The 22,080-nt window shown below is 64.8% G+C and carries 19 protein-coding genes; 8 read left to right on the top strand and 11 right to left on the bottom strand.

Annotation, left to right across the window (positions count from 1 at the left end):
* Positions 1–124: 124 nt before the first annotated feature.
* The 3 genes from B2Z70_RS10855 to B2Z70_RS10845 all read left to right on the top strand — a co-directional run bounded on the left by B2Z70_RS10855 (position 125) and on the right by B2Z70_RS10845 (position 1,707).
* Positions 125–565, top strand: coding sequence for a pilus assembly protein N-terminal domain-containing protein (locus B2Z70_RS10855; protein WP_009803020.1), 441 nt, complete (start codon positions 125–127; stop codon positions 563–565).
* 62 nt (positions 566–627) lie between these two features.
* Positions 628–1,167 carry a TadE/TadG family type IV pilus assembly protein gene (locus B2Z70_RS10850; RefSeq protein WP_206740509.1) on the top strand — a complete coding sequence of 180 codons (540 nt, stop codon included), beginning with the start codon at positions 628–630 and terminating at the stop codon, positions 1,165–1,167.
* Positions 1,168–1,170: 3 nt separating this feature from the next.
* A complete protein-coding gene (locus tag B2Z70_RS10845; protein ID WP_009803018.1) occupies positions 1,171–1,707 on the top strand; it encodes a TadE/TadG family type IV pilus assembly protein in 537 nt (178 codons plus the stop codon).
* Here B2Z70_RS10845 and B2Z70_RS10840 read toward each other — a convergent pair.
* From B2Z70_RS10840 to B2Z70_RS10830, 3 genes are read right to left on the bottom strand one after another with little or no spacing between them, the layout of a single operon-like run.
* Entirely contained in the window at positions 1,704–2,528 is an 825-nt protein-coding gene (locus B2Z70_RS10840) for an aminotransferase class IV (RefSeq protein ID WP_292983225.1), read from the bottom strand. The two genes, B2Z70_RS10845 and B2Z70_RS10840, sit on opposite strands and share 4 nt — an antisense overlap.
* Positions 2,525–3,859 (bottom strand): aminodeoxychorismate synthase component I, encoded by a 1,335-nt coding sequence (pabB, locus tag B2Z70_RS10835; RefSeq protein WP_292983223.1) that lies wholly within the window; start codon positions 3,857–3,859, stop codon positions 2,525–2,527. Before pabB ends, B2Z70_RS10840 begins: the two co-directional genes overlap by 4 nt.
* Positions 3,856–4,629 carry a tyrosine-protein phosphatase gene (locus tag B2Z70_RS10830; RefSeq protein ID WP_292983221.1) on the bottom strand — a complete coding sequence of 258 codons (774 nt, stop codon included), beginning with the start codon at positions 4,627–4,629 and terminating at the stop codon, positions 3,856–3,858. Before B2Z70_RS10830 ends, pabB begins: the two co-directional genes overlap by 4 nt.
* Positions 4,630–4,743: 114 nt before the next feature.
* On the opposite strand from B2Z70_RS10830, the gene B2Z70_RS10825 reads away from it, so the two are divergent.
* Positions 4,744–6,804 carry a putative bifunctional diguanylate cyclase/phosphodiesterase gene (locus tag B2Z70_RS10825; RefSeq protein WP_292983219.1) on the top strand — a complete coding sequence of 687 codons (2,061 nt, stop codon included), beginning with the start codon at positions 4,744–4,746 and terminating at the stop codon, positions 6,802–6,804.
* 3 nt (positions 6,805–6,807) lie between these two features.
* Here B2Z70_RS10825 and B2Z70_RS10820 read toward each other — a convergent pair whose 3' ends face one another.
* From B2Z70_RS10820 to B2Z70_RS10810, 3 genes are all read right to left on the bottom strand, one after another.
* Positions 6,808–8,310, bottom strand: coding sequence for an AMP nucleosidase (locus B2Z70_RS10820; RefSeq protein ID WP_292983217.1), 1,503 nt, complete (start codon positions 8,308–8,310; stop codon positions 6,808–6,810).
* Positions 8,311–8,313: 3 nt separating this feature from the next.
* The gene (locus B2Z70_RS10815; protein ID WP_009803012.1) at positions 8,314–8,529 is read right to left on the bottom strand and encodes a hypothetical protein; all 216 of its coding nucleotides are present in this window, start codon (positions 8,527–8,529) and stop codon (positions 8,314–8,316) included.
* Positions 8,530–8,633: 104 nt separating this feature from the next.
* Positions 8,634–9,935, bottom strand: a complete 1,302-nt coding sequence (locus B2Z70_RS10810; protein ID WP_292983214.1) for an alkaline phosphatase family protein — start codon at positions 9,933–9,935, stop codon at positions 8,634–8,636.
* Positions 9,936–10,081: 146 nt separating this feature from the next.
* Between B2Z70_RS10810 and B2Z70_RS10805 the strand changes: the two genes are divergently transcribed.
* A complete protein-coding gene (locus B2Z70_RS10805) occupies positions 10,082–12,676 on the top strand; it encodes a bifunctional aspartate kinase/diaminopimelate decarboxylase (protein ID WP_292983212.1) in 2,595 nt (864 codons plus the stop codon).
* A 71-nt stretch (positions 12,677–12,747) separates the two neighbouring features.
* On the opposite strand, the gene B2Z70_RS10800 is transcribed toward B2Z70_RS10805, so the two are convergent.
* A complete protein-coding gene (locus tag B2Z70_RS10800) occupies positions 12,748–13,530 on the bottom strand; it encodes an SDR family oxidoreductase (RefSeq protein ID WP_292983210.1) in 783 nt (260 codons plus the stop codon).
* Positions 13,520–13,807, bottom strand: coding sequence for a nuclear transport factor 2 family protein (locus B2Z70_RS10795; protein WP_292983208.1), 288 nt, complete (start codon positions 13,805–13,807; stop codon positions 13,520–13,522). The genes B2Z70_RS10800 and B2Z70_RS10795 overlap by 11 nt, the downstream gene beginning before the upstream one ends.
* 23 nt (positions 13,808–13,830) lie before the next feature.
* Here B2Z70_RS10795 and B2Z70_RS10790 point away from each other — a divergent pair, with 23 nt between their 5' ends.
* A complete protein-coding gene (locus tag B2Z70_RS10790; protein WP_292983206.1) occupies positions 13,831–14,175 on the top strand; it encodes a winged helix-turn-helix transcriptional regulator in 345 nt (114 codons plus the stop codon).
* 63 nt (positions 14,176–14,238) lie between these two features.
* Here the strand turns inward: B2Z70_RS10790 and B2Z70_RS10785 are convergent, their stop codons facing one another.
* Positions 14,239–15,843, bottom strand: a complete 1,605-nt coding sequence (locus B2Z70_RS10785) for an alkaline phosphatase (RefSeq protein ID WP_292983204.1) — start codon at positions 15,841–15,843, stop codon at positions 14,239–14,241.
* Positions 15,844–15,963: 120 nt separating this feature from the next.
* Between B2Z70_RS10785 and B2Z70_RS10780 the strand changes: the two genes are divergently transcribed.
* Entirely contained in the window at positions 15,964–16,857 is an 894-nt protein-coding gene (locus B2Z70_RS10780; protein ID WP_009803008.1) for a diacylglycerol/lipid kinase family protein, read from the top strand.
* Positions 16,854–17,636, top strand: a complete 783-nt coding sequence (locus B2Z70_RS10775) for a metallophosphoesterase family protein (protein ID WP_292983201.1) — start codon at positions 16,854–16,856, stop codon at positions 17,634–17,636. Before B2Z70_RS10780 ends, B2Z70_RS10775 begins: the two co-directional genes overlap by 4 nt.
* A gap of 69 nt (positions 17,637–17,705) precedes the next feature.
* On the opposite strand, the gene B2Z70_RS10770 is transcribed toward B2Z70_RS10775, so the two are convergent.
* Together B2Z70_RS10770 and B2Z70_RS10765 are read right to left on the bottom strand one after the other, a co-directional pair.
* On the bottom strand, positions 17,706–19,799 hold the full coding sequence (locus tag B2Z70_RS10770) for a M13 family metallopeptidase (protein WP_292983199.1): 2,094 nt from the start codon (positions 19,797–19,799) through the stop codon (positions 17,706–17,708).
* A 181-nt stretch (positions 19,800–19,980) separates the two neighbouring features.
* Positions 19,981–22,011, bottom strand: coding sequence for a M13 family metallopeptidase (locus B2Z70_RS10765; RefSeq protein ID WP_292983197.1), 2,031 nt, complete (start codon positions 22,009–22,011; stop codon positions 19,981–19,983).
* Positions 22,012–22,080: the final 69 nt, after the last annotated feature.

The raw sequence follows: 22,080 nt of genomic DNA, 5'->3' as shown, positions 1-22,080 counted from the left end.
AGAGCACGCTCTACTACGCCTCCCCTACCCGTCTGGCAAGCGACGGACTGCATGCTCTGCCTGTTTAGGTTTCCTTCACGGCCCGCCCCCATACTCTGGCCAGCCATATACAGAGAGGCCTGTCATGGGTTTTCGAGCGATCGCTGCCGCACTTGTGATGACTTTGGGTCTGGGCGTCGCCCAGGCGCGGGAGTTTGTCGTCACCGCTGACCAGGCGGGACTGATCCGTCTGCCGGGCGACGCCTCCGGGGTGATCGTGGGCAATCCGGGCATTGCGGACGCCATGCTCTATGACTCCCGCACGCTCTTTGTGACCGGCAAGGTCTTCGGGCGCACCAATCTGATTGTCCTCGATGAGGCCGGTCGGGTGCTCTACACCTCCGACCTTGTGGTGACCCAGCCTGACTCCCAGACGGTTCAGGTGTTCCGCAGCAAGAGCCGCCCGGAAACCTTTGTCTGCGCTCCGACCTGTCAGGCCATCCCGCAAATCGGCGACGATGCGGACTGGTTTGCCGAAATGAGCCAGCAGCGCGAGACCACGCGCACCGGGGCCAACTCCAATTAACCTCGCCGCTTCATCGGGCATTAAGCGCTGTCTGACAGATTATTCGTCTGTTTGAGGGATGAATGATGTCAGCATCTGCCAGGATCAGGGACCGCATCACGCGGTTTCATCGTGCGCGCGAGGGCGCTGCGGCGGTTGAATTCGCCCTGATCGCCGCGCCGTTCTTCCTGTTGATCTTCGCCACGCTGGAAGTGGCGCTGTTCTTTCTGGGCTCAACCATCATCGAGAATGGCGTCAACGAAGCCGCGCGCAGCATCCGCACGGGCCAGCTGCAGCAATCGGGACAGACGGTCGAAGACTTTCGCGGCGCCATTTGCGAGCGGATCAGCTCGGTGGCGGATTGCAGCCGCATCCAGCTCGATGTGCGCACCTTTGACTCCTTTTCCTCCAGCTCGATGACCAGCCCGCTGAACGCGGATGGCGAGATCGACGATACGAACTTCACCTTCGATCCCGGCGGCGGCGGGGATGTGGTCGTGGTGCGCGTCTTCTATGACTGGCAGCTCATGGCGCCCGGCGTGGTGTCCGGCATGACCAATATGAGCGGAAACAAGCGCCTGATCTCGGCGACCGCCGTCTTCCGGAACGAGCCTTTCGAGTAAGCCATGCGCCAGCTAATCCGCAAATGTCTGGGTTTTCACCGTGATGAGCGCGGCGTCTCGGCGGTGGAGTTCGCCCTGCTCGCCCCCTTCATGATCGCGCTGTATCTGGGTTCGGTCCAGCTCACGCTCGGTCTGACTGCGGACCGCAAGGTCTCCCAGGTCGCCAATTCGGTGGCGGATCTCGTCACCCAGGACGATTTCGTTACGGATGCAGACCTGCTGGACATCTACGCCGCTGCGGACGCCATCCTGAACCCGTTCGCCCCTGCCCCGCTGAGCCTGCGCATCACGTCTGTTCGCATGGATGCGGATGGCGAGATCTTTGTGGACTGGAGCGAGGGCGACGGCATGCCTGCGCTCGACACCGACAGCCTGCCGGACCTGCCGGACGGGCTGCTGGCGCCCATGAACTCGATCATCATGGTCGAGGCGAACTACCGGTTCGCGACCAATCTGGGCGAGCTGACGAAGACGCCGATCACCCTGTCGGATACCGCCTATCTGCGCCCAAGGCGCGGCCCCTGGGTTCGCCGGGGCTAGAGCGCGCTGTCGCAGACCGCCCGAAACAGCGCGACATCCGCGCCGAGCGCCGGCGCCGGGCGTCCGTTCAGTTCCGCCACCGGGGTCAGCCCCGTCACGGCATTGGTGACGAAGATCCAGTCTGCATCGCCGAGCTGGTCAGCAGAATACGCGCCCTCTTCGACGGCGACGCCCCGCGCCTTCAGGCTTTCAATCAGGGCCGCTCGCGTCGTGCCCGGCAGGCAACCGCAGGCCAGCGCGGGCGTGAAGACCACGCCCTGCTTCACCCAGAACAGGTTCGCGCTATCCGCGCTCGACACATGCCCCGCGCCGGAGAGCACGATTGCGATGTCCGCCCCGGCGCGATGCGCCGCACGGCGCGCTCCCAGCATGTCGGCGTAACCTGTGAGCTTGTGCCGGCTGGAGAGATTGCGAACATCCCGCCGACTCTCGTCCACCAGATGCGCAGACAGGGCGCTCGGGCGCTCGGGGGCAGGCTGTGCTGTCGCCAGCACAGTCGCCGTGTCGCCGGACCGCGCGGTCATGCCGCCGCCCAGAGGCCCTCGCGAGACGGTGAGACGCACAACGGCCGCCTCCAGCCCGACCGCCTGAACCAGATCGGCGATCCCTGTTTCAATCCGGCTCCAGTCCGGCGCGGTGATCTCAAGCGCTTCGAGCGCCCGGGTCAGACGCAATCTGTGCCGGGGCCAGCGCCGCAGTTCGCCCGCCTCCAGGCGCATCGTCTCGAAGGCGCCATCGCCCAGAAGAAAGCCGCGATCCTGCGGATCGATCCGCGCGGCGTCTATCGGCGCCAGCTCCCCGTTCAGCCAGACCGGATTCATGCTCCGTCCTCCAGCGCGCCCCTGAGAGCGGCCGCCTTGTGGCGGGTCTCCTCAAGCTCGGCCTCGGGATCGGAATCGATAGTGATGGCGCCGCCGGACCGGACCTCGACATCCCAGCCGCCGCCCGCTCGAAACAGGCTTGCGGTCCGGATCATCACATTGAGATCACAAGCGCCGTTCGCCCCCAGCCACCCCAGCGCGCCGCAATAGGCACCCCGGCTCTGCTGTTCGAGCTCGGCGATGATCTCCATGGCGCGCACCTTGGGAGCGCCGGTGATCGAGCCCGGCGGGAATGTGGCCCGGATCAGGTCGAATGCCGTTCGCCCGGGACTCAACCGCCCCTGCACCGTCGAGACCAGATGATGGACATTGGCGTAGCTCTCGACGCTGAACAGTTCGGGCGTCTTCACACTGCCCGCTTCACAGACCCGCGCCAGATCATTGCGCATCAGATCCACGATCATGAGGTTCTCGGCCCGGTCCTTCAGGGACGCCGCCAGGGCCTCGGCTTCGGCCCGGTCCTGTTCAGGATCGGCGCGGCGCGGCCGCGTACCCTTGATGGGACGGGTCTCCACTGCGCCGTCGCGAGACACCTGAACAAACCGTTCCGGCGAATTGGTCACGATCACCTGGTCCGCGCTCAGCCTGAAAAAGGCGGAGAAAGCCGCGGCGCTGCGCGCTGTCAGACGTTCAAAGACCGACAGGGGCGCATGCTCGCCGTCAACATGGCCGGTGAAGGCATGGGAGAGATTGACCTGGAACACATCCCCTGCGGCGATGTAGTCGCGGGCGCGCGCCACCGCTTGCAGATACCGCTTATCGGGCCAGTCCTGTCTGAGCGCCTCGCCCGTCAGGCCTCGCGCCTGGAGGGGCCGTCGAGGACAGTTCTTCAACTGACGCACAAGTCGCTGCGCCGCATCCGCCTGCCCCAAGGCACGCACCTGACGCGATTGGTGGTCAAACTCCAAAACGGCGTCATACCAGCCCATGGCGACAGCCGGACATGGCCCCAGCCCCGGCGGGCTGGCGGGCGTCTTTTCAAAGGCCTGTCCGAGATCATAGCCCAGAAGGCCCGCATAGCCGCCCGCAAAGCCGTGCTGGTCGGGCTGGCGGGCGGGTCGAAATCCGGATTTCAACCGGTCGAAGCCGCGAGCCGGATCGGCATCCTCCACGATGAAATCCGGATAGGCGCACAGATAGCTCTTGCGCCCCCAGGGCTGTGGGCCGCCGCCGTGCAGCAATAGCGTATAGGGTTCGGCCTCGAAGGCGTTCAAGGCCTGGACCGGCTCGACCCAGCCCAGCGCCGAAGCCCGGTCAGGGGCGGGACTCACGGAGTTTTCAGCCGCTCGTGCAATTGCGCGATCACGGTCTCGCTCAAGCCTAGCTCATTGCGAAGATAGCCCGACACATCTCCCATGGCGTCCAGTGCGGTGGTCAGATAGTCACCCTCGACGCCCAGGAAGGCGCGGATTTCCCGATCCCCCACATCCCGGCCCATCGTGTCGCGAATGCGCTTGGCGAAACGGGGGGCCAGCTCGTCATAGTCCACGGCCGTGTTGGTCATCAGATAGTCTTCGCGCACGGCCTCGGGATCGACGCCCAGCTCGGTCAGCAGCAGGGCGCAGAAAATCCCGGTCCGGTCCTTGCCCGCCGCACAATGGACCACAAACCCGTCCTCGACGTCGGACTGGGCCAGCGCCTCAAAGCCGGCCTTGAACACCGCCTTGTTGCCGGCGTCGAAAGGCAAGCGCTGATAGGTCTGCATCATGAAGCCGCGAATATTGTCGAGCGTCAGATCAGACTCGCGCAGGAAGGCCAGATGCGGCGGCTCGGCGTGACCGGCATGATCGGAGCTGAGTATCGTCACCCCGTCATGATCCACCCAGTGGGACGGTTCCGCCTCGCGCTCCCGCGGTCGGCGCAGATCGGCGACATAGCGAATATTCAGGCCGGCCAGGGTCTGGACGTCGTCTTCCGTCGCCCTGGAAAACTGGCCCGAACGAAACAGGCGGTCTCGCACCTTCCCCCCCGACTGGAGCGGATAGGCGCCGAAATGGCGGAAATTGTAGACGCCGGCGAGCGGCAGAACACGATCAGTCATGGCGCTGAGTTAAGTCCGAATAAGATTATGAGCAAGGGGAAGCGAAACAGGTCTGTGCGGCTAAGTGCAAATTAACACTGGCACGTTACAGAGTTCATCCTCAAGGAGAACTCATTGCGCGTCCTGACCTGCCTGGCATTCGAACATCATCTCCCGAGCGTTCTGTTGGCGGGGCTGGTCTGTGTGATCAGCTGCCTGCTCAGCATGCGCCTGCTCCGGCGGAGCGAAGAGAGCGACAGCGTCGTCCAGGTCGCCTGGCTGGTGGTCACCGCCACCTGTCTGAGCGCCGGCATCTGGTCAACCCATTTCATCGCCATGCTGGGCTATCGGCCCTCCGCAACGGTCAGCCTGCAAGTGGATGAAACCGCGCTTTCCGCGCTGATCATCATGTGCGGCGCGTTGATCGGCTGCTATGTGGCCACCTTGAAATTCACATTCGCCAAAGCCCTGGCCGGCTCTGTGATCGGCGTGTCCGTGACCGGCATGCACTATGCCGGGATGATGGCGTACAATCTGGATGCGATCGTGGCATGGGACATGCGCTATGTCATCGCGTCCGTCGTGTTCGCCGTCTTCTTCGGCGCCCTCGCCTTCGAAGCCTCCGAGAAATTCGACAAGGGTCTGCACCGGCTCATTCCGGGCGGTCTGCTCGCCATCGGCGTGGTCTCGCTGCACTTCACCGGCATGGGCGCCATGACCGTGGTCTCCCTGGGCGTGTCCGAAGGGCTGGATCCGGTCACCTTCCAGATCCTGGCGCTGACCACCGCCGTGACCACGCTAGTGGTCGTGGGCGCCGGTGGCGCGGGCTATGCCGTGGAGGCGAGCCTGCGCGAACGCACGGATCGGCGTCTGCGGCACCTGGCGCTGCATGACATCGTCACCGACCTGCCCAACCGCGCCTGTTTCACGGCGCTCGTCGAACAGGCGATCGAGAACCGCAAGGGCAAGAATATCGCCGTGCTCGTCATTGACCTGAACCGCTTCAAGGAAATCAATGATGTCTGGGGACATCAGGCGGGCGATGCCGTTCTCTGCGACATCGCCGATCGCTTGCGCGGGCATGAACGGCCGGGCGGGTACGCCGCCCGACTGGGCGGGGATGAGTTCGGCATCGTCTTCCCGGTAGAGGGGGAGACCGAGCTGGTCGAAGAGCTGAAGCTGATTGAATCGCTCTTCATGACGCCGGTCCGCCACGCCGATTTCGAGATCGTCACCAACGCCAGCCTGGGCGTCGCCGTCTACCCCGAGGACGGACGCGATTGTGAAACCCTGATGCGCAACGCGGACCTGGCCATGTACAAGGCCAAGACCGATCCGCTGAATCGCATCCAGCATTACGAACACGCCCTGGGCGAGGCGGTCCGTCAACGCCGCGAGCTGGCGCAGGATCTGCGCACAGCGCTCGAAACCGGCGAGCTGCGCATGTTCTACCAGCCCCAGATCGACCTGAAATCCGGTGAGGTCTGCGGCTATGAAGCGCTGGTGCGCTGGCCGCATCCGGTGCGAGGGATGATCTCGCCCGCCGAATTCGTGCCCCTGGCCGAGGCCAATGGCCTGATCGGGCGTCTGGGCGACTGGGTGCTCGAAACCACGTGCGAGGAAGTGTCGCAATGGCCGGGCGCGCCCAAGGTGGCGATCAACCTGTCCGCCATACAGCTCAATGACCCCCACCTTGTGGGCAAGGTGCTGCAGGCCATGGTCTCGACCGGGCTCAGCCCCAGCCAGCTCGAGATCGAGCTGACCGAGACCGCCCTGATCCATGATCTGGGTCAGTCGCTGAATGTTTTGCGGCGGATCAAGGCGCTGGGCGTGTCCATGGCGCTGGACGATTTCGGCACGGGATATTCGGCGCTCGAGACGCTGCGGCGTTTCCCGTTCGACAAGATCAAGCTCGACAAGGGGTTCACCGACGGCCTGTCCGATGGCGGCCGGTCGCGCGCCGTGATCAGCGCCGTGGTGACGCTGGCGCACAATCTCGACATCCCCGTCCTCGCCGAGGGCGTGGAGACCGCCGACCAGCTGGACCTTCTGAACATGATGGGATGCGAGCAGGCTCAGGGCTATCTCATCGGTCGCCCGGCGCCCAGCGTGAACGGGCAACCGCCCGCTGCGCTGGACGTGATGTGGCGACCCGCAGAGCAGGCCGCCACACAGGCGTCCGGACACGCGGGCTAGGCCCTAGCGGAAAGGCGGCTCGTCAAAGCTGCGAAGCTTGCGCGAATGCAGGGCGTCCGCCCCCTGACGCTTGAGGATTTCCACCGCTTCAATGCCCGCCGCCAGGTGCTCGGACACCGACTTGGCGTAAAAGCGGTTGGCCGCGCCGGGCAGTTTCAGCTCGCCATGCAGCGGCTTGTCGGACACGCACAACAGCGTGCCGTACGGCACCCGCAGGCGGAAGCCGTTCGCGGCGATGGTGGCGCTTTCCATATCCACGGCGATGGAGCGCGACTGGTTGATGCGCCGCGCTTCCTGATTATAGCGCAGCTCCCAGTTCCGGTCGGCATAAGTCACCACCGTGCCGGTCCGCAGACGGCGCTTGAGTTCGCCGGCGTCATCGCCGCTGACGCTTTCAACCGCCTCCTGCAGGGCGACCTGGATCTCCGCGATCGGCGGGATCGGAATCTCCACCGGCAGATCGCGATCGAGCACGCTGTCATAGCGCAGATAGGCGTGCGCCAGCACGTAGTCGCCCAGACGCTGGGAGTGACGCAGGCCGCCGCAATGGCCGATCATCATCCAGCATTCGGGTCGCAGCACCGCGAGATGGTCGGTGATGTTCTTGGCGTTCGACGGACCCACCCCGATATTCACAAGGGTGATGCCCCGGCCATCCTTGGCCTTCAGGTGATAGGCCGGCATCTGGAAGCGCCGCCAGGGCGCCGCGCTGATCTCGCCCACCGGATCGTCGGTATTGGCGTCCACATTGACGAAACCCGCAGCCGACAGCGCGACATAATCGGTATTGTCATCCTTCACCTGCTCCACCGCCCAGTCCACGAACGCATCCACATAGCGATGATAGTTGGTGAACAGGATGAAGGGCTGCACGTCCTCATAGGGCGTGCCCGTATAGTGCCGGATGCGTTGCAGCGAGTAATCGGTGCGCACCGCGTCAAACAGGCTCAGCGGACGGGGGCGTCCGGGGATGGAGGGACGCTCGCCATTGGGCAGGGCGTCATCAATTCCGGCCAGATCGGCATAGGGGAAATGGCGCACGAGCTCGGCGGGCGAGGCGGCGTCCATATCCAGATCATCCGCGCCGTCGAGCACATAGGAGAACGGAATCTCCTGCACCGACAGACCCGTCTCGATCTTCACCGGATAGGTGTCGGACAGAAGCTCGATCTGCTCCACCAGATAACGGCGGAACTGTTCGGGATGGGTGATCGTCTGCTCATAGACGCCCGCTTCGGAAAACTTGCCGAAAGCCCGGCTGATCGGCGGCACGGCGCCGTCCGGCTGATAGATGATGCGCAAGGCGGGATAGGCGAAAGCGCCGGCGAAGCGATCCGCCTCGGACGGCGGCGGTCCGCCATCGAGATAGATCTTCAACTCGTCGCGCAGCGCCTTGACCGAGGCGTCGAACAACAGGCACAGCCGATCCACCGCTTCAGAGGCGCTGGCGGCGCGTTTGAAAGTCTTCTCGACCGCTTCGTGAGACACGATGTCGGTATCGCCCAAAATCTAGTCCTCGCGTTTGATGAAGGTGACCGTGAACAGCGGTTCGCCGTCAAAGACCGGCTCGGTCCGGCCTTCCTCATCAATCATCTGGAAGGAGGTGGGCTCGATGCGACCTTCCATGCGATAGCCGCGTTCGGCCATGCGGCCGCGATGGAATTCGAGCGCCGCCGCCGAAAACGTCTTGGCCAGGAAGGTGATGCGATGCGGTTCGTCTGCCATGGCGGCCTCCTTAGAAACTTAGATGCGCGCGGAGCGCGGTCCTTTAAGTCGTACCGCTATCTCCGCGCGCTTCCAAGCCGGGATGACCGTCTGGGGCGAGGCTTTTACTGCGCCGGGCAGCGACCTGCGGTCACACGGGCGACCTCGGCCGGATCGCCATCGGTCCGGGCCGGCTCCAGGCCCAGCGCGCAGGCGATCATCAGATAGACGTTCACATTCTCGAACGGAGCGACCATTCCCACGCCGTCAAAACGCGGACCGGCGGCCACAAAGGTCGAGCCCATGATCGGATCGAGATTGTCATAGCCGTGATTGCCCGGAATGATCCGGCGCGGCGATTGCTCCAGGCTCGGCGCCACAAGCGACCAGCCCGCATCCGCCACCACCAGCAGGTCCGGACCGCGGGTCGGGTGATCGAGATGATAATGGGCCGGCATCTCATGGGCCTTGTAGGCGACCACATGCGCGTTGCCCGAATTGTTGATGGCCTCGAAGGCCTCGTCGATGGCCGCTTCCTCGCCCTCTTCGGAGAACAGGAAGATATAGGGCTGCGCGCCGGCGCCCCAGCGCCCTTCCATGTGCGGGGAATAGACCCGGTCAAAATCGATCCACTCATCCACCGCCACGATGCGCTCGTCCGACAGCTGGGCCATGCCGTGGTCAGAGACGATGATGATGTCGGTCGTCTCCAGAAGGCCGCGCGCCCGCAGGCCCTCGACCAGCTGGCCCACATAGCCGTCCACTTCGGCGACCGCTTCGGCGACGGCGTCATTCTCCGGCCCATTGCGGTGCGCGACGCTGTCCACACGATCAAAATAGACCGCCGCCAGACCCGGCATGTCTTCAGAGGGCGCGTCGAACCAGGCCAGAACCTCGTCCACGCGTTCCTGATAGGGCTTGTCATGCTGATAAGGCGTCCAGATGGACGGACGCACGCCATCATGCTCGACCTCCGAGCCCAGCCAGAACATGATCGCGCTTTCCACCCCCTGTTTCTCGGCCGTGATCCAGATCGGCTCGCCCTGCCACCAGAACGGGTCCTGGGCCGACATCGGGTTGACGAAACCGGTGCGCGCCTCGCGGTCGTAAGGCGCATTCTCGGTCATGCCGTGGTTCTCGGGATAGAGCCCGGTGGCGATGGAGTAGAAATTCACGAAGGTCTTGGACGGCATGACCGGGATCATGCGCTCGGCGCGGGCGCCGCGCTCGGCCAGCGCCTCGATGTTCGGCGCATCATAGAGATCAAGGAAGTCGGCGCGGAACCCGTCGAGCCCGATCATCAGCACGCGCTCGGGCTGCTCGCTTGCAGCGACGTCCGGCGCGGACGCCGTGTCAAACACGCTGGCGCAGCTCGCCAGAGCCAGCGCACTGCACGCCGCTATAGTATAGACAAATGATCGAAACATGACGCATCCCCATGCGATGACTGGAAATTTCCAGCCCGCCCTAGCCCATGCGCGAACCGGGGTAAAGTGAACATCGCGAATGAAAACTTTCGCACTGCAACATGGCGCGCTATGGGATCGGCCTCTCTTGAATTCTGGACGATCCGATGACTGATCAAACCCCTCTCGCCAACCGTGTCTGGACTGTTTTGAAATTCGGCGGCACCTCCGTGGCCAAGCCGGAAAACTGGGCTGTTATCGCAAAGCTTGCGAAGGCCCGGCTCAAACAGGACAAACCGGGCGGGAAGGTGCTGATCGTCCATTCCGCGCTGTCGGGCGTGTCCAACCGCCTTGAGGCCCTGCCTGATCAGGCCTTGCTGGGCGATGTCAGCAGCGAGATCGCGGCCATCAAGGCGGTGCATCTGGACTTTGCCGAAGCCGCGCTTCTGGACGGCTCCACCCTGCTGGCCGGCCATTTCGAAACGCTCGACCGTCTCGCCGCCGGCATTGCGCTGGTGCGTGAGGCCAGCCCGCGCGTGCGCGCCGAACTGCTGGCGCTTGGGGAACAGATGGCGAGCGTTCTGGGCATGGAGCGCCTGCGCCAGGAAGGACTGAGCCCGGTGTTTCTCGATGCGCGCGACGCCTTGCAAGCCGCCTCCAACAGCGAGGATGCGGGCGGGTATCTGTCCAATTCGGTGATCGAGGGCGCGGACGCCCGTCTGCAGATGCGCCTCAAGGACGCCGAGCTGGTGCTGACCCAGGGTTTTATCGCCCGCAATGCCCGCGACGAGACCGTCCTGCTGGGCCGGGGCGGGTCGGACACGTCTGCCGCCTATTTCGCCAACAAGCTCGATGCCGCCAAGCTCGAGATCTGGACTGATGTGCCGGGCCTGTTCAGCGCCGATCCGCGCCTGACCGAGGGCGCCCGGCTCCTGCAGGCGCTGTCCTATGACGAGGCGCAGGAAATCGCGACCATGGGCGGCAAGGTGCTGCATCCGCGCTGCATCGGCCCGGCCCGCCGCGCCAATGTGCCCGTGGAAGTGCGCTCCACCCTGCGCCCCGAACTCGCTGGCACGCTGATCACCGCCAAGCCCGGCGATGACGCGCCGCAGCTCAAGGCCGTGTCGGTGAAATCGGGTGTGCGCATCGTCGCCATGGAAGGCGCGGGCATGTGGCGTCAGGCGGGCTTCCTCGCCGATGTCTTCGCCTGCTTCAAGGAATGCGGCGTGTCGGTGGACCTCGTCTCCACCTCCGAGACCAACGTCACCGTCAGCCTTGATCCCGATCCCAGCCTTGATCAGGCGCGGCTCGACGCCCTGCGCGCCCGGCTGGAACGCTTCTGCCGGGTCAAGATCATGGACGATGGCGCGGCGGTGTCCCTTGTCGGATATGGCGTGCGCCGCATCCTGCACAAGCTCGCCCCGGCGCTGGAAATGTTCCAGGACAAGCCGATCCGGCTGGTCAGCCAGGCCGCCAATGACCTCAACTTCACCGTGGTGGTGGACGCCAGCGAAGGCCGCGCCCTCGCTGCGCGCCTGCATGAAGAACTGATCGCGCCCGCCCCGTCCGGTCCCGTGTTCGGGCCGAGCTGGGCAGAGCTCAATGAGACCGCGTCGAGCAAGCCGCAGCGCCCCGATCCGTGGTGGGTGACCAAGCGCGACGCGCTCATCAAGATCGCGCCGCAAACCGGCGGACGCTATGTCTATGACCTTGAGACCATCAAGGCGCGCGCCAGCGCTGTCGCAAACATCAAGAGCGTCAATCGCGCCTTCTACGCCATGAAGGCCAACCCGCACCCGGACGTTCTGAAAACCATCTTCGAGGCCGGGCTGGGCTTTGAGTGCGTCTCGCCGGGCGAGCTCATGCGGCTCAAGGACACCTTCCCCGGTCTTGATCCGAAGAAGGTGCTGTTCACCCCCAATTTCGCCGCGCGCCATGAATACGCCGCCGCGATCGAACTGGGGACCAACCTCACCATTGACGGGCTGCACCCGCTCACCGAATGGCCCGAACTCTTCAAGGGTGTCGAGGTCATCCTGCGCATCAACCCGGATCGTCCGCGCGGCCACCACCAGCATGTTCAAACGGCTGGCCCCAAGGCCAAGTTCGGCATTCCGCTTGATCAGCTTGACGCGGCGCGCGACGCCGCGGCCAAGGCCGGCGCCACGGTCATCGGACTGCACGCCCACGCCGGCTCCGGCGTGATCGAGGCGGGCCATTGGCGCGAGATCGGGGCGATCCTCGCCCGCGCCGCCGAGGGCTTTTCCGATATCCGCGTCCTCAATGTGGGCGGCGGCCTCGGGGTGCCCGAAAGCGCCGAAGCGCCGGCGCTTGATCTGGCGCTGGTGGACGCCGAGCTCGCCAAGCTCAAACAGGCCCTGCCCGATTACGAGATCTGGATGGAGCCGGGCCGCTATCCGGTCGCGGAATCCGGCGTGCTGCTCTCAGCGGTGACCCAGATCAAGCACGCCTTCGGCACGCGCTTTATCGGTCTTGGCACCGGCATGAACTCGCTGATCCGCCCCGCGCTCTATGGCGCCCGCCATGAGATCGTGAACCTCAGCCGCTATGATGAAGAGGGCACGGGCATGGCGTCCATTGTCGGCCCGATCTGCGAAAGCGCGGACCTTCTGGGCGCGGACCGCCTGATGCCGGAGACAAAGGAAGGCGATATCATCGCCATCGCCGAAGCCGGCGCCTATGGCGCGGTCATGTCCAGCCGCTACAATCTGCGCGAACCCGCGGATGAAGTGGTGATTTAGGGGGCTATTCACAGGAATTGAAACCCCGGCCAAGCACAGCGCAGAGCCGGGAATTCAACCATCTGCATAGCTCACGCCACCGGGATGGTGCCCCCGTCAATGACATGCTCGCTACCGGTGATGGCGCCCGCGAGGTCTGAGCTGAGGAAGGCGATCAGCGCCGCGACCTCGGCGGGTTTCGCCGGGCGGCCCAGCGGAATGCCGCCCAGCGCCTGCATGATCATGTCCATGCCGCCCTGCCGGTCCGTGCCCGCCTCGTCCGCCAGCCGGTCGGCGAGATCAAGGGCGGCCTCGGTCTCGATCCAGCCCGGCGAGACGCGCACGACCCGTACGCCTTTGGGGCCCAGCTCCTTGGACAGGCTCTTGGAATAGGTGGAGAGCGCCGCCTTCGCTGCCGCATAGGCGGTGGTGGATTGCGGCAGAGGCATGCGGCTCTGGATGGAGGTCACATGCACGATCACGCCCGCGCCTTGCTCTATCAGGCCCGGCGCCAGCGCGCGATCCAGGCGCACCGCGGCCATGAGGTTGAGCGACAGCTCGTCTTCCCAGATCGCGTCGGTCAGCGCGGCGAAGCCGCCCGCCGGCGCACTGGAGCCGCCGAGCACATGCACCACGACCTCGACGCCACGCCAGAGATCCTCGACTTGTCCCGCCAGTCGCGCACACCCCTCCGCCGACATCAGATCCGCAGCAATATAGTCAACGCCCGACAAAGGGGCCTCAGGCAGGCTGCGCGCCGCGACGAGCACGCGCGCACCCTGATCGCGAAAGAGTTGGGCGGTCGCATGGCCGAGCCCGCGCGTGCCGCCCGTCACCAGAACACGTTTGCCGTTCAGGCCGAGATCAAAGCTCATCGATGATCTCCAGCGACCGGATCAGCCCCTCAGACAGGACAAACCGATAGGTGAACAGGATCGGGCTGTTCTTGAAGGCGCCCGAAACTTCACAGGTCAGCGTCACCGCCGCGTCGTCGCCTTCGGCGGACAGGACCCGTTCCCTGAAGCTGATGGCCTGTACGTCCTGGCGCCATTTCAGGATGGCGGCTCGCCCGTGATGGGACTGGCGCTCGTCGGTGACGACGCCGTCCTCGGTGAAGCAGGATGCAATGTCTTCTGGGCTTTGCGCCGTCATGTAACGCTTGACGGGGTCCGGAGATGCAGGAAATCCGCCCCGCCCCCGTTGAACACACCCGCGAAAGCGCAACCGAAGGCCTTGAAGCGGCGCTGAAAATGATTGAGGGGCGCTGGAAACTGGCGATCCTGTTCCATCTCTTCGGCGGACAGGTCCTGCGCTTTTCCGAGCTTGAACGGGCGATCCCCGACATCTCCCAGAAAATGCTGATCCAGCAGCTGCGGCAGATGGAAACGGATGGCATTGTCGCACGGACCGTCTATCCCGAAGTCCCGCCCAAGGTGGAATATGCGCTGACCGACTGGGGCCAGTCCCTTTGTCCCGCGCTCGACGCCTTGCTGAGCTGGGCAGGTAACAGGCCTGAATAGTCCCTAACAACAAAAAGCCCCGGTCACATCGACCGGGGCTTTTCGTATCAGGGGTGACGCGACCTAGTCGTCGTCGCCATCCTCATCGTCCTCATCGTCGTCGTCATCCGCCTCGACCATCGCGGCGGTGGCGCTCCACCCGTAAGCGTGGGTGATGACGTGGTGGAGGGTGTTCTGCTCCATCGTGCCGTCCACCAGGTGCGCCCAGGGGCCGACGGCGAAGGCGATGACGTCTTCGCCCGAATGGGTTTCAGAGCCCATCGGCATCGCCGATTGCTGGCGATAGTTCGGATCCATCACGATCTCGTCGGTCAGCGGTTCGGCGTCCTCGCCGCGCGGACGCAGCGGGCCGCCATTCTGATAGCCGAGCGTGGTGTAGGGACGGCCGTCGCCCGCCGGCATGGGCGGCGTCTCGGCGTCGGTCAGGTTCGGCGCCGGCGGACGCACCAGACCCAGGATCGGATTGCCGCGACGCGGATAGCCCGCAATCGTGAAGACATGGCCATGGTCGGCGGTGACGATGATTAGCGTCTCATCGAGATCCACCATGGACTGGGCGGTCTCGATGGCCTCGGCCAGGGCAAGCGCGTCATTGAGCGCGCGCGCGGCGTTGGCGCCGTGATGGGCGTGGTCGATCCGGCCGCCCTCCACCAGCAGGTAGAAGCCATCCTCGTCATTGGACAGGCGGTTGATGGCGAACTCGGTCAGATCAGCGAGCGACGGCTCCTCGTTCGGGTCCCGGTCGATGGCGTAGCTGAGGTGGGAGTTGGTGAACAGGCCCAGCACCGGCTTGTCGTCATCGGCGTCCAGCGCGTTGAAACCCGCGAGATCGTCCACATAGATGCCGCCTTCGGACACCCATTCCGCCGTGAGGTCGCGATCGCGACGCTGGCCGCCCTGGTCTTGCGTGGTGAACGCCGCGCGACCCCCGCCCAGCGCCACATCAAGGCCGTCGCCATACGGGCCCGTCCGGGTGCCGATCAGCTGGGCGGCGATATCGGTGCAGCCCGCCGCGACGGCGTAGTCGGGCAGCGCTGCATCGCTTTCCCAGCCCCGGTCGGTGACGTGGGCATAGGTGGTGGCCGGGGTGGCGTGCGTCAGGCGCGCGGACGACACGATGCCGGTGGACAGTCCGTGCTCTTCGGCCATCTCCACCAGCGTTTGCGGCACCGGGCCGCCTTCGCAGGGTTCAAGAATGTCGCGCGCATAGACCGAGATCGCGCCCGAATGGGTCTTCACCCCGGTATGGATGGCCGAGGCGGTGGCGGCGCTGTCAGGCACCTGCGCGTTTTCCGAATAGGTCTTGATCAGCGCCGTGTGGCCCCATTGCTCGAACGGGAGATAGTTCTCCTCCCCGCTCATGCCCTGGTTCTGACCGTCAAGGATGCGGCTGGCGACGATGGTCCCCAGGCTCATGCCATCGCCGACAAAGACGATGACATTGCGCGCGCGGCCTTCGCGGTGCGGTCGGTTCAGGCGCGCCAGGATCTCGTCCTGAGAGCGGGATCGCCATTCCGCGCCAGGCCCCTCGAACTCGGCCGGCTGGGCGATGGTCGGGGCTGGAGCCTCGCTGCGACCGGACCAGTCCAGATCAGACTGAACGGAGACGTTCTGGCAGGCGCACAGCGCGAGCGCGCTGGCGGAAAACAGGGCGGCGCGGAAGATCATGATGGATCCCTTCTCTGACACTGGCGTTGGTTTAGCGCGGCTTTGTGACGGATCAAAGCATCCCTCCTGCCAATCATGCGTTATAGAACAAGTACGCCGCCTTCATCGGAGACCACCGCCTTGAAAACCTTGTCCCTTGTGCTGAACGCCCATTCCGGAACCACGCGCGAGCTGGGCAGGGAAAAAGTGCTGGAAGCGGTGCACGGGTCGGCGGACTGGGCGAAGGTGATCGTGCATGACTGCTCGGAAACCTTCAAAGAGCGCGTCAGCAAGGCCTGCGCCGAACCCTCCGACTATATCGCCGTGGCGGGCGGGGACGGCACGGCGGCGGCGGTGCTGAACGAGCTGGTGCGGACGAATTGCCGCACGCCGGTCATTCCCCTGCCGCTGGGCACCGCAAACCTTCTGCCCAAGCGGCTGTATGGCGCCCGGTCCATCGAGACGATCCTGCGCGAGGCGCCGGAATATCCCGTTGAGCCGCTGCACGCAGGCGAGGTGGACGGGCATCTGTTCTTCTGCGCGCTCATGGCCGGTTTCCCGGTCCGCTTCGGACAGGCGCGCGAAGCCCTGAGACCGGATGGCGAGGGCCGTCAGCCCGGACGCGCCCTGACCTATCTGCGCAAGGCCATGCAGGCGTTTGGACAGACCCGCATGCGCCTGAAGGTGGATGAGGACGAGACGATGAAACTGCGCCGCGCAAACGCGCTGATGACCCTTCCGGGCGGGGCGGCGGCCATGATCCATGGCGCCCGCCCCGGGGAAGAGGTGCTCGAGCATGTGTTCACTCATACCGAAGACCTCTCCGACGCCCTGGGCGCGCTGACCGGCTTTCTGGGGGAGATGCTGAACATGGGCGAGCTCAATCCGCTCCGCTCGCAGGAGTGCGCCGTGCTCGACGGGCCCTCGAAGATCACCGTGATGCTGGATGGGGAGGTGTTGACCCTGAAGACCCCGATACGCATCTCCTTGAGACCCAACGCCGCCCTGTTCGCAGCCCCGGAGCCTGACGCATGACGCGACTGGCGCAAATCTCGGACCTTCATTTCGGCGCGGAATCCCCTGGCCTGCCCGAGGCCCTGCTGGAGACGCTCAACGCTCTCGCGCCTGACGCTGTCATCGCCTCGGGCGATTTCACCCAGTATGGCCGCCGGCGCGAGTTTGACGCCGCGCGGGACTTCTTCAGCGCCATCAACGCGCCGGTCATCGCGGCGCCGGGCAATCACGACACCCCCTATCTCAACCTCGCCGCCCGCGTGGCCGCGCCCTGGGCGCGCTTCGAGAAACGGCTGGGCAAGGGCGTCACGCCCAGCTGGCGCTCCCCCACGGCGGCGGTGGAATCCTATCTGACCGCACGCGGGCTGCAGGCCCAGCTCGACTGGTCTCTGGGCCGGGCCAATCCCCGCCACGCCGCCCGGATCGCACAGAGCTTCAATGATTTCAGAGGACTCAAGGTTGTCGCAGCGCACCACCCGCTGATGGCGCCAGGCGGATTGAAAGGCCGGGCCAAGACCCGCGGCGGTCGCGAGGCGGCGGATATCTTCGTGCAGGCGGGCCTCGACCTTGTGGTGACCGGCCATCTGCACCAGGTCTTCGCCCTGCCCCAGCGCCGGCCCGATGGCGGGTCGTGCTGGTTTGTCGGCGCGGGCACGGCGCTGTCACATCGCACGCGCGGCGAACCGCCCAGCTTCAACCTGTTTGATCACACCCTCGAAGGGCTCAGCCTGACGGTGTTCGCGGCCGAGGACGGAGAGAACCGCTTCACGCCGCAGAAGACACAGGCCCTGCACCGCTAGGACCGGCTGCCGCCCAACAAAAAGCCCGGCGCGATGCGCCGGGCTTTCCGTTTGCGAGCAATCGCCCTGTTACCAGATGCGCACGCGCTGTTCCGGCGGCAGGTACAGATCGTCTTCCTCGGTCACGCCGAAGGCGTCGTACCAGGCGTCCAGGTTCCGGACCACGCCGTTGATGCGGTACTGCGCCGGGCTGTGCGGATCGCCCAGCAGCTGGGCGCGCAACGCATCCTCGGTGATCAGGTTGCGCCAGACCTGGGCCCAGCCCAGGAAGAAGCGCTGGTCACCGGTCATGCCGTCGATCACCGGAGCTTCGCCGCCATAGACTTCGTCCACATACTGACGCCAGGCGGTGTAGGCCATTTGCAGGCCGCCCAGATCGCCGATGTTCTCGCCCATGGTCAGACGACCGCTGACGCACTGGCCCTCCACCGGGCAGAACGCTTCGTACTGAGCGCCCAGCTCGCCGGCGCGCTCTTCAAAGCGGACATTGGTCTCTTCGGTCCACCAGTCGCGCAGACGGCCTTCGGCGTCATAGCGACGGCCGTTATCGTCAAAGCCGTGGCCGATCTCGTGACCGATCACGCCGCCAATGCCGCCGAAATTGACCGCCATGTCGGCGTTCGGGTCAAAGAACGGCGCCTGCAGGATGCCGGCCGGGAAGGTGATCTGGTTGGCCAGCGGAGAGTAGGACGCATTGACGATTTGCGGCGGCCAGCCCCATTCACGGGTGTCGACCGGGCTGTTGAGATCCTCGATCTGCTCGGCCCAGTTGAACTCGGCCATGCGGGTGCGGTTGCCGAAATAGTCGTCGGCGGAAATTTCCAGGCCCTCATAGGAATCCCAGATTTCCGGATAGCCGATGCGCGCTTCAAAGCCGGCCAGCTTGGTCAGCGCTTCGGCGCGGGTCTCGTCGTCCATCCACTCAAGGTTCTCAAGACGCGATTCAAAGGCCGTGGTCAGACGCGCGACCAGGTCTTCCATCTGGGTCTTGGAGCTCGGCGGGAAGTGACGCTCCACATAGATCTGGCCCACGGCGTGGCCCAGGGCGCCGCCCACCAGGTTGACCGCACGACGGTCACGCGGGCGCTGCTCGGTCTGACCACGCAGGGTGCGGCCGAAGAAGTCGAAATTGGCGTCCTCGAACTCGGTCGGCAGCCAGCCGGCGCGGTCGGAGATGAAGTTGAACGCCATCCAGTCCTTGATGGTCTCAAGGTCGGTGTCTTCCAGAATGGCGGAGGTCTGGGCGATGGCGGTGGGCTGAACCACGATCAGCTCGTCCACGTTCAGGCCCAGATTGGCCATGCCTTCGGGGAAGTTCAGCGCCGGCGCCAGCTCGTCGAGCTCGGCCACGGACATCACGTTGTAGGTCAGGGTGACGTCGCGGCTGTCTTCACGGGTCCAGTGCGCGTCCGCGATGCGGGTTTCGAACGCCAGGATCGCTTCGGCTTTCTCCTGACCGCCTTCAATGCCGGACAGTTCGAAAATACGCGCAATATAGGCGACATAGGCGTCGCGGTATTGCTGGAAGCGCTCGCCTTCATCGAGGTAGTAGTCGCGATTGCCCATGCCCAGGCCGCCCTGGAACAGGCGCAGCGCGTTCACGGACGGATCGGCCGGGTCGGCCCAGACGGCGAAGCCATAGGGCGACTGATGATGCACGCTGGCGAACAGGGCCGTGGCGTCGTCCAGGCTCTCCACCGCGTTGATTTCGGCCAGGTAGGGCTGCAGCGGCGCCGTGCCGGCTTCGCTGATCGCCGCTTCATTCATGTAGCTGGCATAGAGATCGCCCACGAGCTGGTTGTTCGAACCGGCTTCGGCGTCGGCTTCGCCGGCTTCAAAGATGATCGCCTGAACGTCTTCCTCGGCTTCTTCGGACAGCACGGTGAACATGCCGAAGCGCGAACGGTCGCCCGGCAGCTCGGTGGTCTCCATCCAGCCGCCATTGGCGTACTGGTTGAAATCGTCGCCCGGATCGACATCGGTGTTCATGCCGGCGACGTCAAAGCCGAACTCGCCATAGACCGGCGCGCCCGATTGCGCGGTCTCGGTCTGGGCGGCGGTCTCGGTTTGCGCCGAGGTGTTGCTCTCGGGCGCGTCGGTCGGTCCGCACGCGGCCAGGCTGAGCACGGCCAGCGCCGAGCACGACATCAGAATCTGTTTCATAGGGTTCCCCTTAGCATTCACAAACGACACCCGCCCGGAGTGCGAGATGATGTCATAAATGTGGCGCACCCTCACGCCCGCCAAGATGGATGGCAAGTGAAAATGCGGACAGACAAGGCTAAACCCATGAAAAAGCCCGGCGCCTGAGCGCCGGGCTTGAACGGTTCCGATCGAGGTTGGTCTACCAGATCGAAACGCGTTGTTCGGGCGGCAGGTAGAGATCGTCGCTCTCATCCACGCCGAAGGCGGCGTACCAGGCGTCGATATTGCGCACCACGCCGTTCACCCGATATTCGGACGGGCTGTGCGGGTCGGTCCGCAGACGGCTGATGAGGTTGTCCTCGCGATACAGGCGACGCCAGACCTGGGCCCAGCCCAGGAAGAAGCGCTGATCGCCGGTGAAGCCGTCAATGACCGGGGCCTCGCCGCCATAGTGCGCGTCGACATAATCGCGCCAGGCCGAATACGCCATTTCCATGCCGCCCAGATCGCCGATATTCTCACCCAGGGTAAAACGACCGTTGACGGTGTGGCCTTCCAGCGGCTCGTACTGGTCGTACTGGGCGACCAGCGCGTCAGAGCGCTCCAGGAAACGCTCATTGGTCTCTTCAGTCCACCAGTCACGGATGCGGCCCTGAGCGTCAAAGCGACGACCCTGGTCGTCGAAGCCGTGGCCGATCTCGTGGCCGATCACCGCCCCGATGCCGCCAAAGTTGACCGCCATGTCGGCGTTCGGGTCAAAGAACGGCGCCTGCAGGATGCCGGCCGGGAAGGTGATCTGGTTCAGCAGCGGGTTATAGCTGGCGTTCACGATCTGCGGCGGCCAGTCCCATTCGCGGCGATCCACCGGACCAGCGAGGTCTTCCAGCTGCTCGGCCCAGGCGAACTCGGCCATGCGCATGCGGTTGCCGAAATAGTCATCCGCCCGGATCTCGAGACCCTCATAGGTGTCCCAGACTTCGGGATAGCCGATGCGCGGCTCGAAGGTGGAGAGCTTCTCCAGCGCCTGGGCGCGGGTTTCGTCATCCATCCAGCTGAGATTTTCCAGACGTTCGCGGAAGGCGGTCTGAAGACCGGCCACCAGCTCTTCCATCTGGGTCTTGGATTCGGGCGGGAAATGACGGTCCACATAGATCTGGCCAATGGCGTGACCGAGCGCGCCGCCGATCAGGTCCACGCCGCGTTTCTCACGCTCGCGTTGCTCTTCCACGCCGTTAAGGGTGCGCGAGAAGAAGTCAAAGCTCGCCTGGTCGAAGTCATCGCCCAGCCAGCTGGCGCGGTCGGACAGGAAGTGGAAGGTCAGATAGGCCTTCAGCGTGTCGAGATCGGTTTGAGAGAAGATCTCGCCGGCGTCCGCGATGGCGCTCGGCGTGGCGACCATGAAGCTTTCCTGACCGCCAAGGCCGAAAGCCTCGAGATTGGCGCGGAAATCGAACTCGGGCGCCAGCTCGACCACTTCGTCGAGCGACAGCACATTGTATATCTCGGTGATCTCGCGGGTGCGCTCCTGGCTCCAGTGAACCTCGGCCAGCGCGGTTTCCAGCGCCATGATGGCCTGGGCCTTGTCAGCGCCGCCTTCAATGCCGGCCAGGTCAAAGATGCGCTCGATATAGGCGACATAGGCGGTGCGATAACGCTCGGACGCCTCGTCTTCTTCAAGGTAATAGTCGCGATCGGGCAGGCCCAGACCGCCCTGGCCCATATAGAGGGTGTAGCGGGAGGTGTCGGCGGGATCGGGGATCACGCCCACGCCCCAGGGCGAGGCGTAATGCACGGTCGCGAACAGGGAGGCGACATCCTCCCAGCTCGACGCGGCGTTGATCCGGTCAAGATAGGGCTGTGCCGGCGCCAGACCGGCGGCGTTGATGGCGTCCGCGTCCATCCAGGACTTGTACAGACCGCCCACCAGCTGGGTGTTGGAGCCGTCCGGCGCATCAACCGCGGCGGCTTCATCAATGATCTCGCGGACATGGTCTTCCGCCTCGATGGCGAGCTTGGTGAACATGCCGTAATTGGAGCGGTCGGACGGGATCTCGGTGCGCTCAAGCCAGGCCTGGTTGGCGAACTGGAAGAAGTCATCGCCCGGATCGAGCTCGGCGTTCATGCCGGTGACGTCAAAACCGAAATCACCCAGAACCGGCGCATCTTGCGCAAAGGCGGGCGCTGCGGCGGCGAGCGCGATGAACGCAACGCCAGACAACAGGTTTTTCATGCGTTTTCCCCTTGGTAATCGTGTCATTGCAGGCGCCGAAAAAGCGGGCGCTGAAGTTAGGTCCTGCGG

Origin of the sequence: Oceanicaulis sp. UBA6590 (assembly GCF_002433705.1) — a bacterium.
Lineage (GTDB): Bacteria > Pseudomonadota > Alphaproteobacteria > Caulobacterales > Maricaulaceae > Oceanicaulis.
The sequence above is the reverse complement of the archived record's forward strand: the minus strand, read 5'-3'. Positions and strand labels throughout refer to the sequence as shown.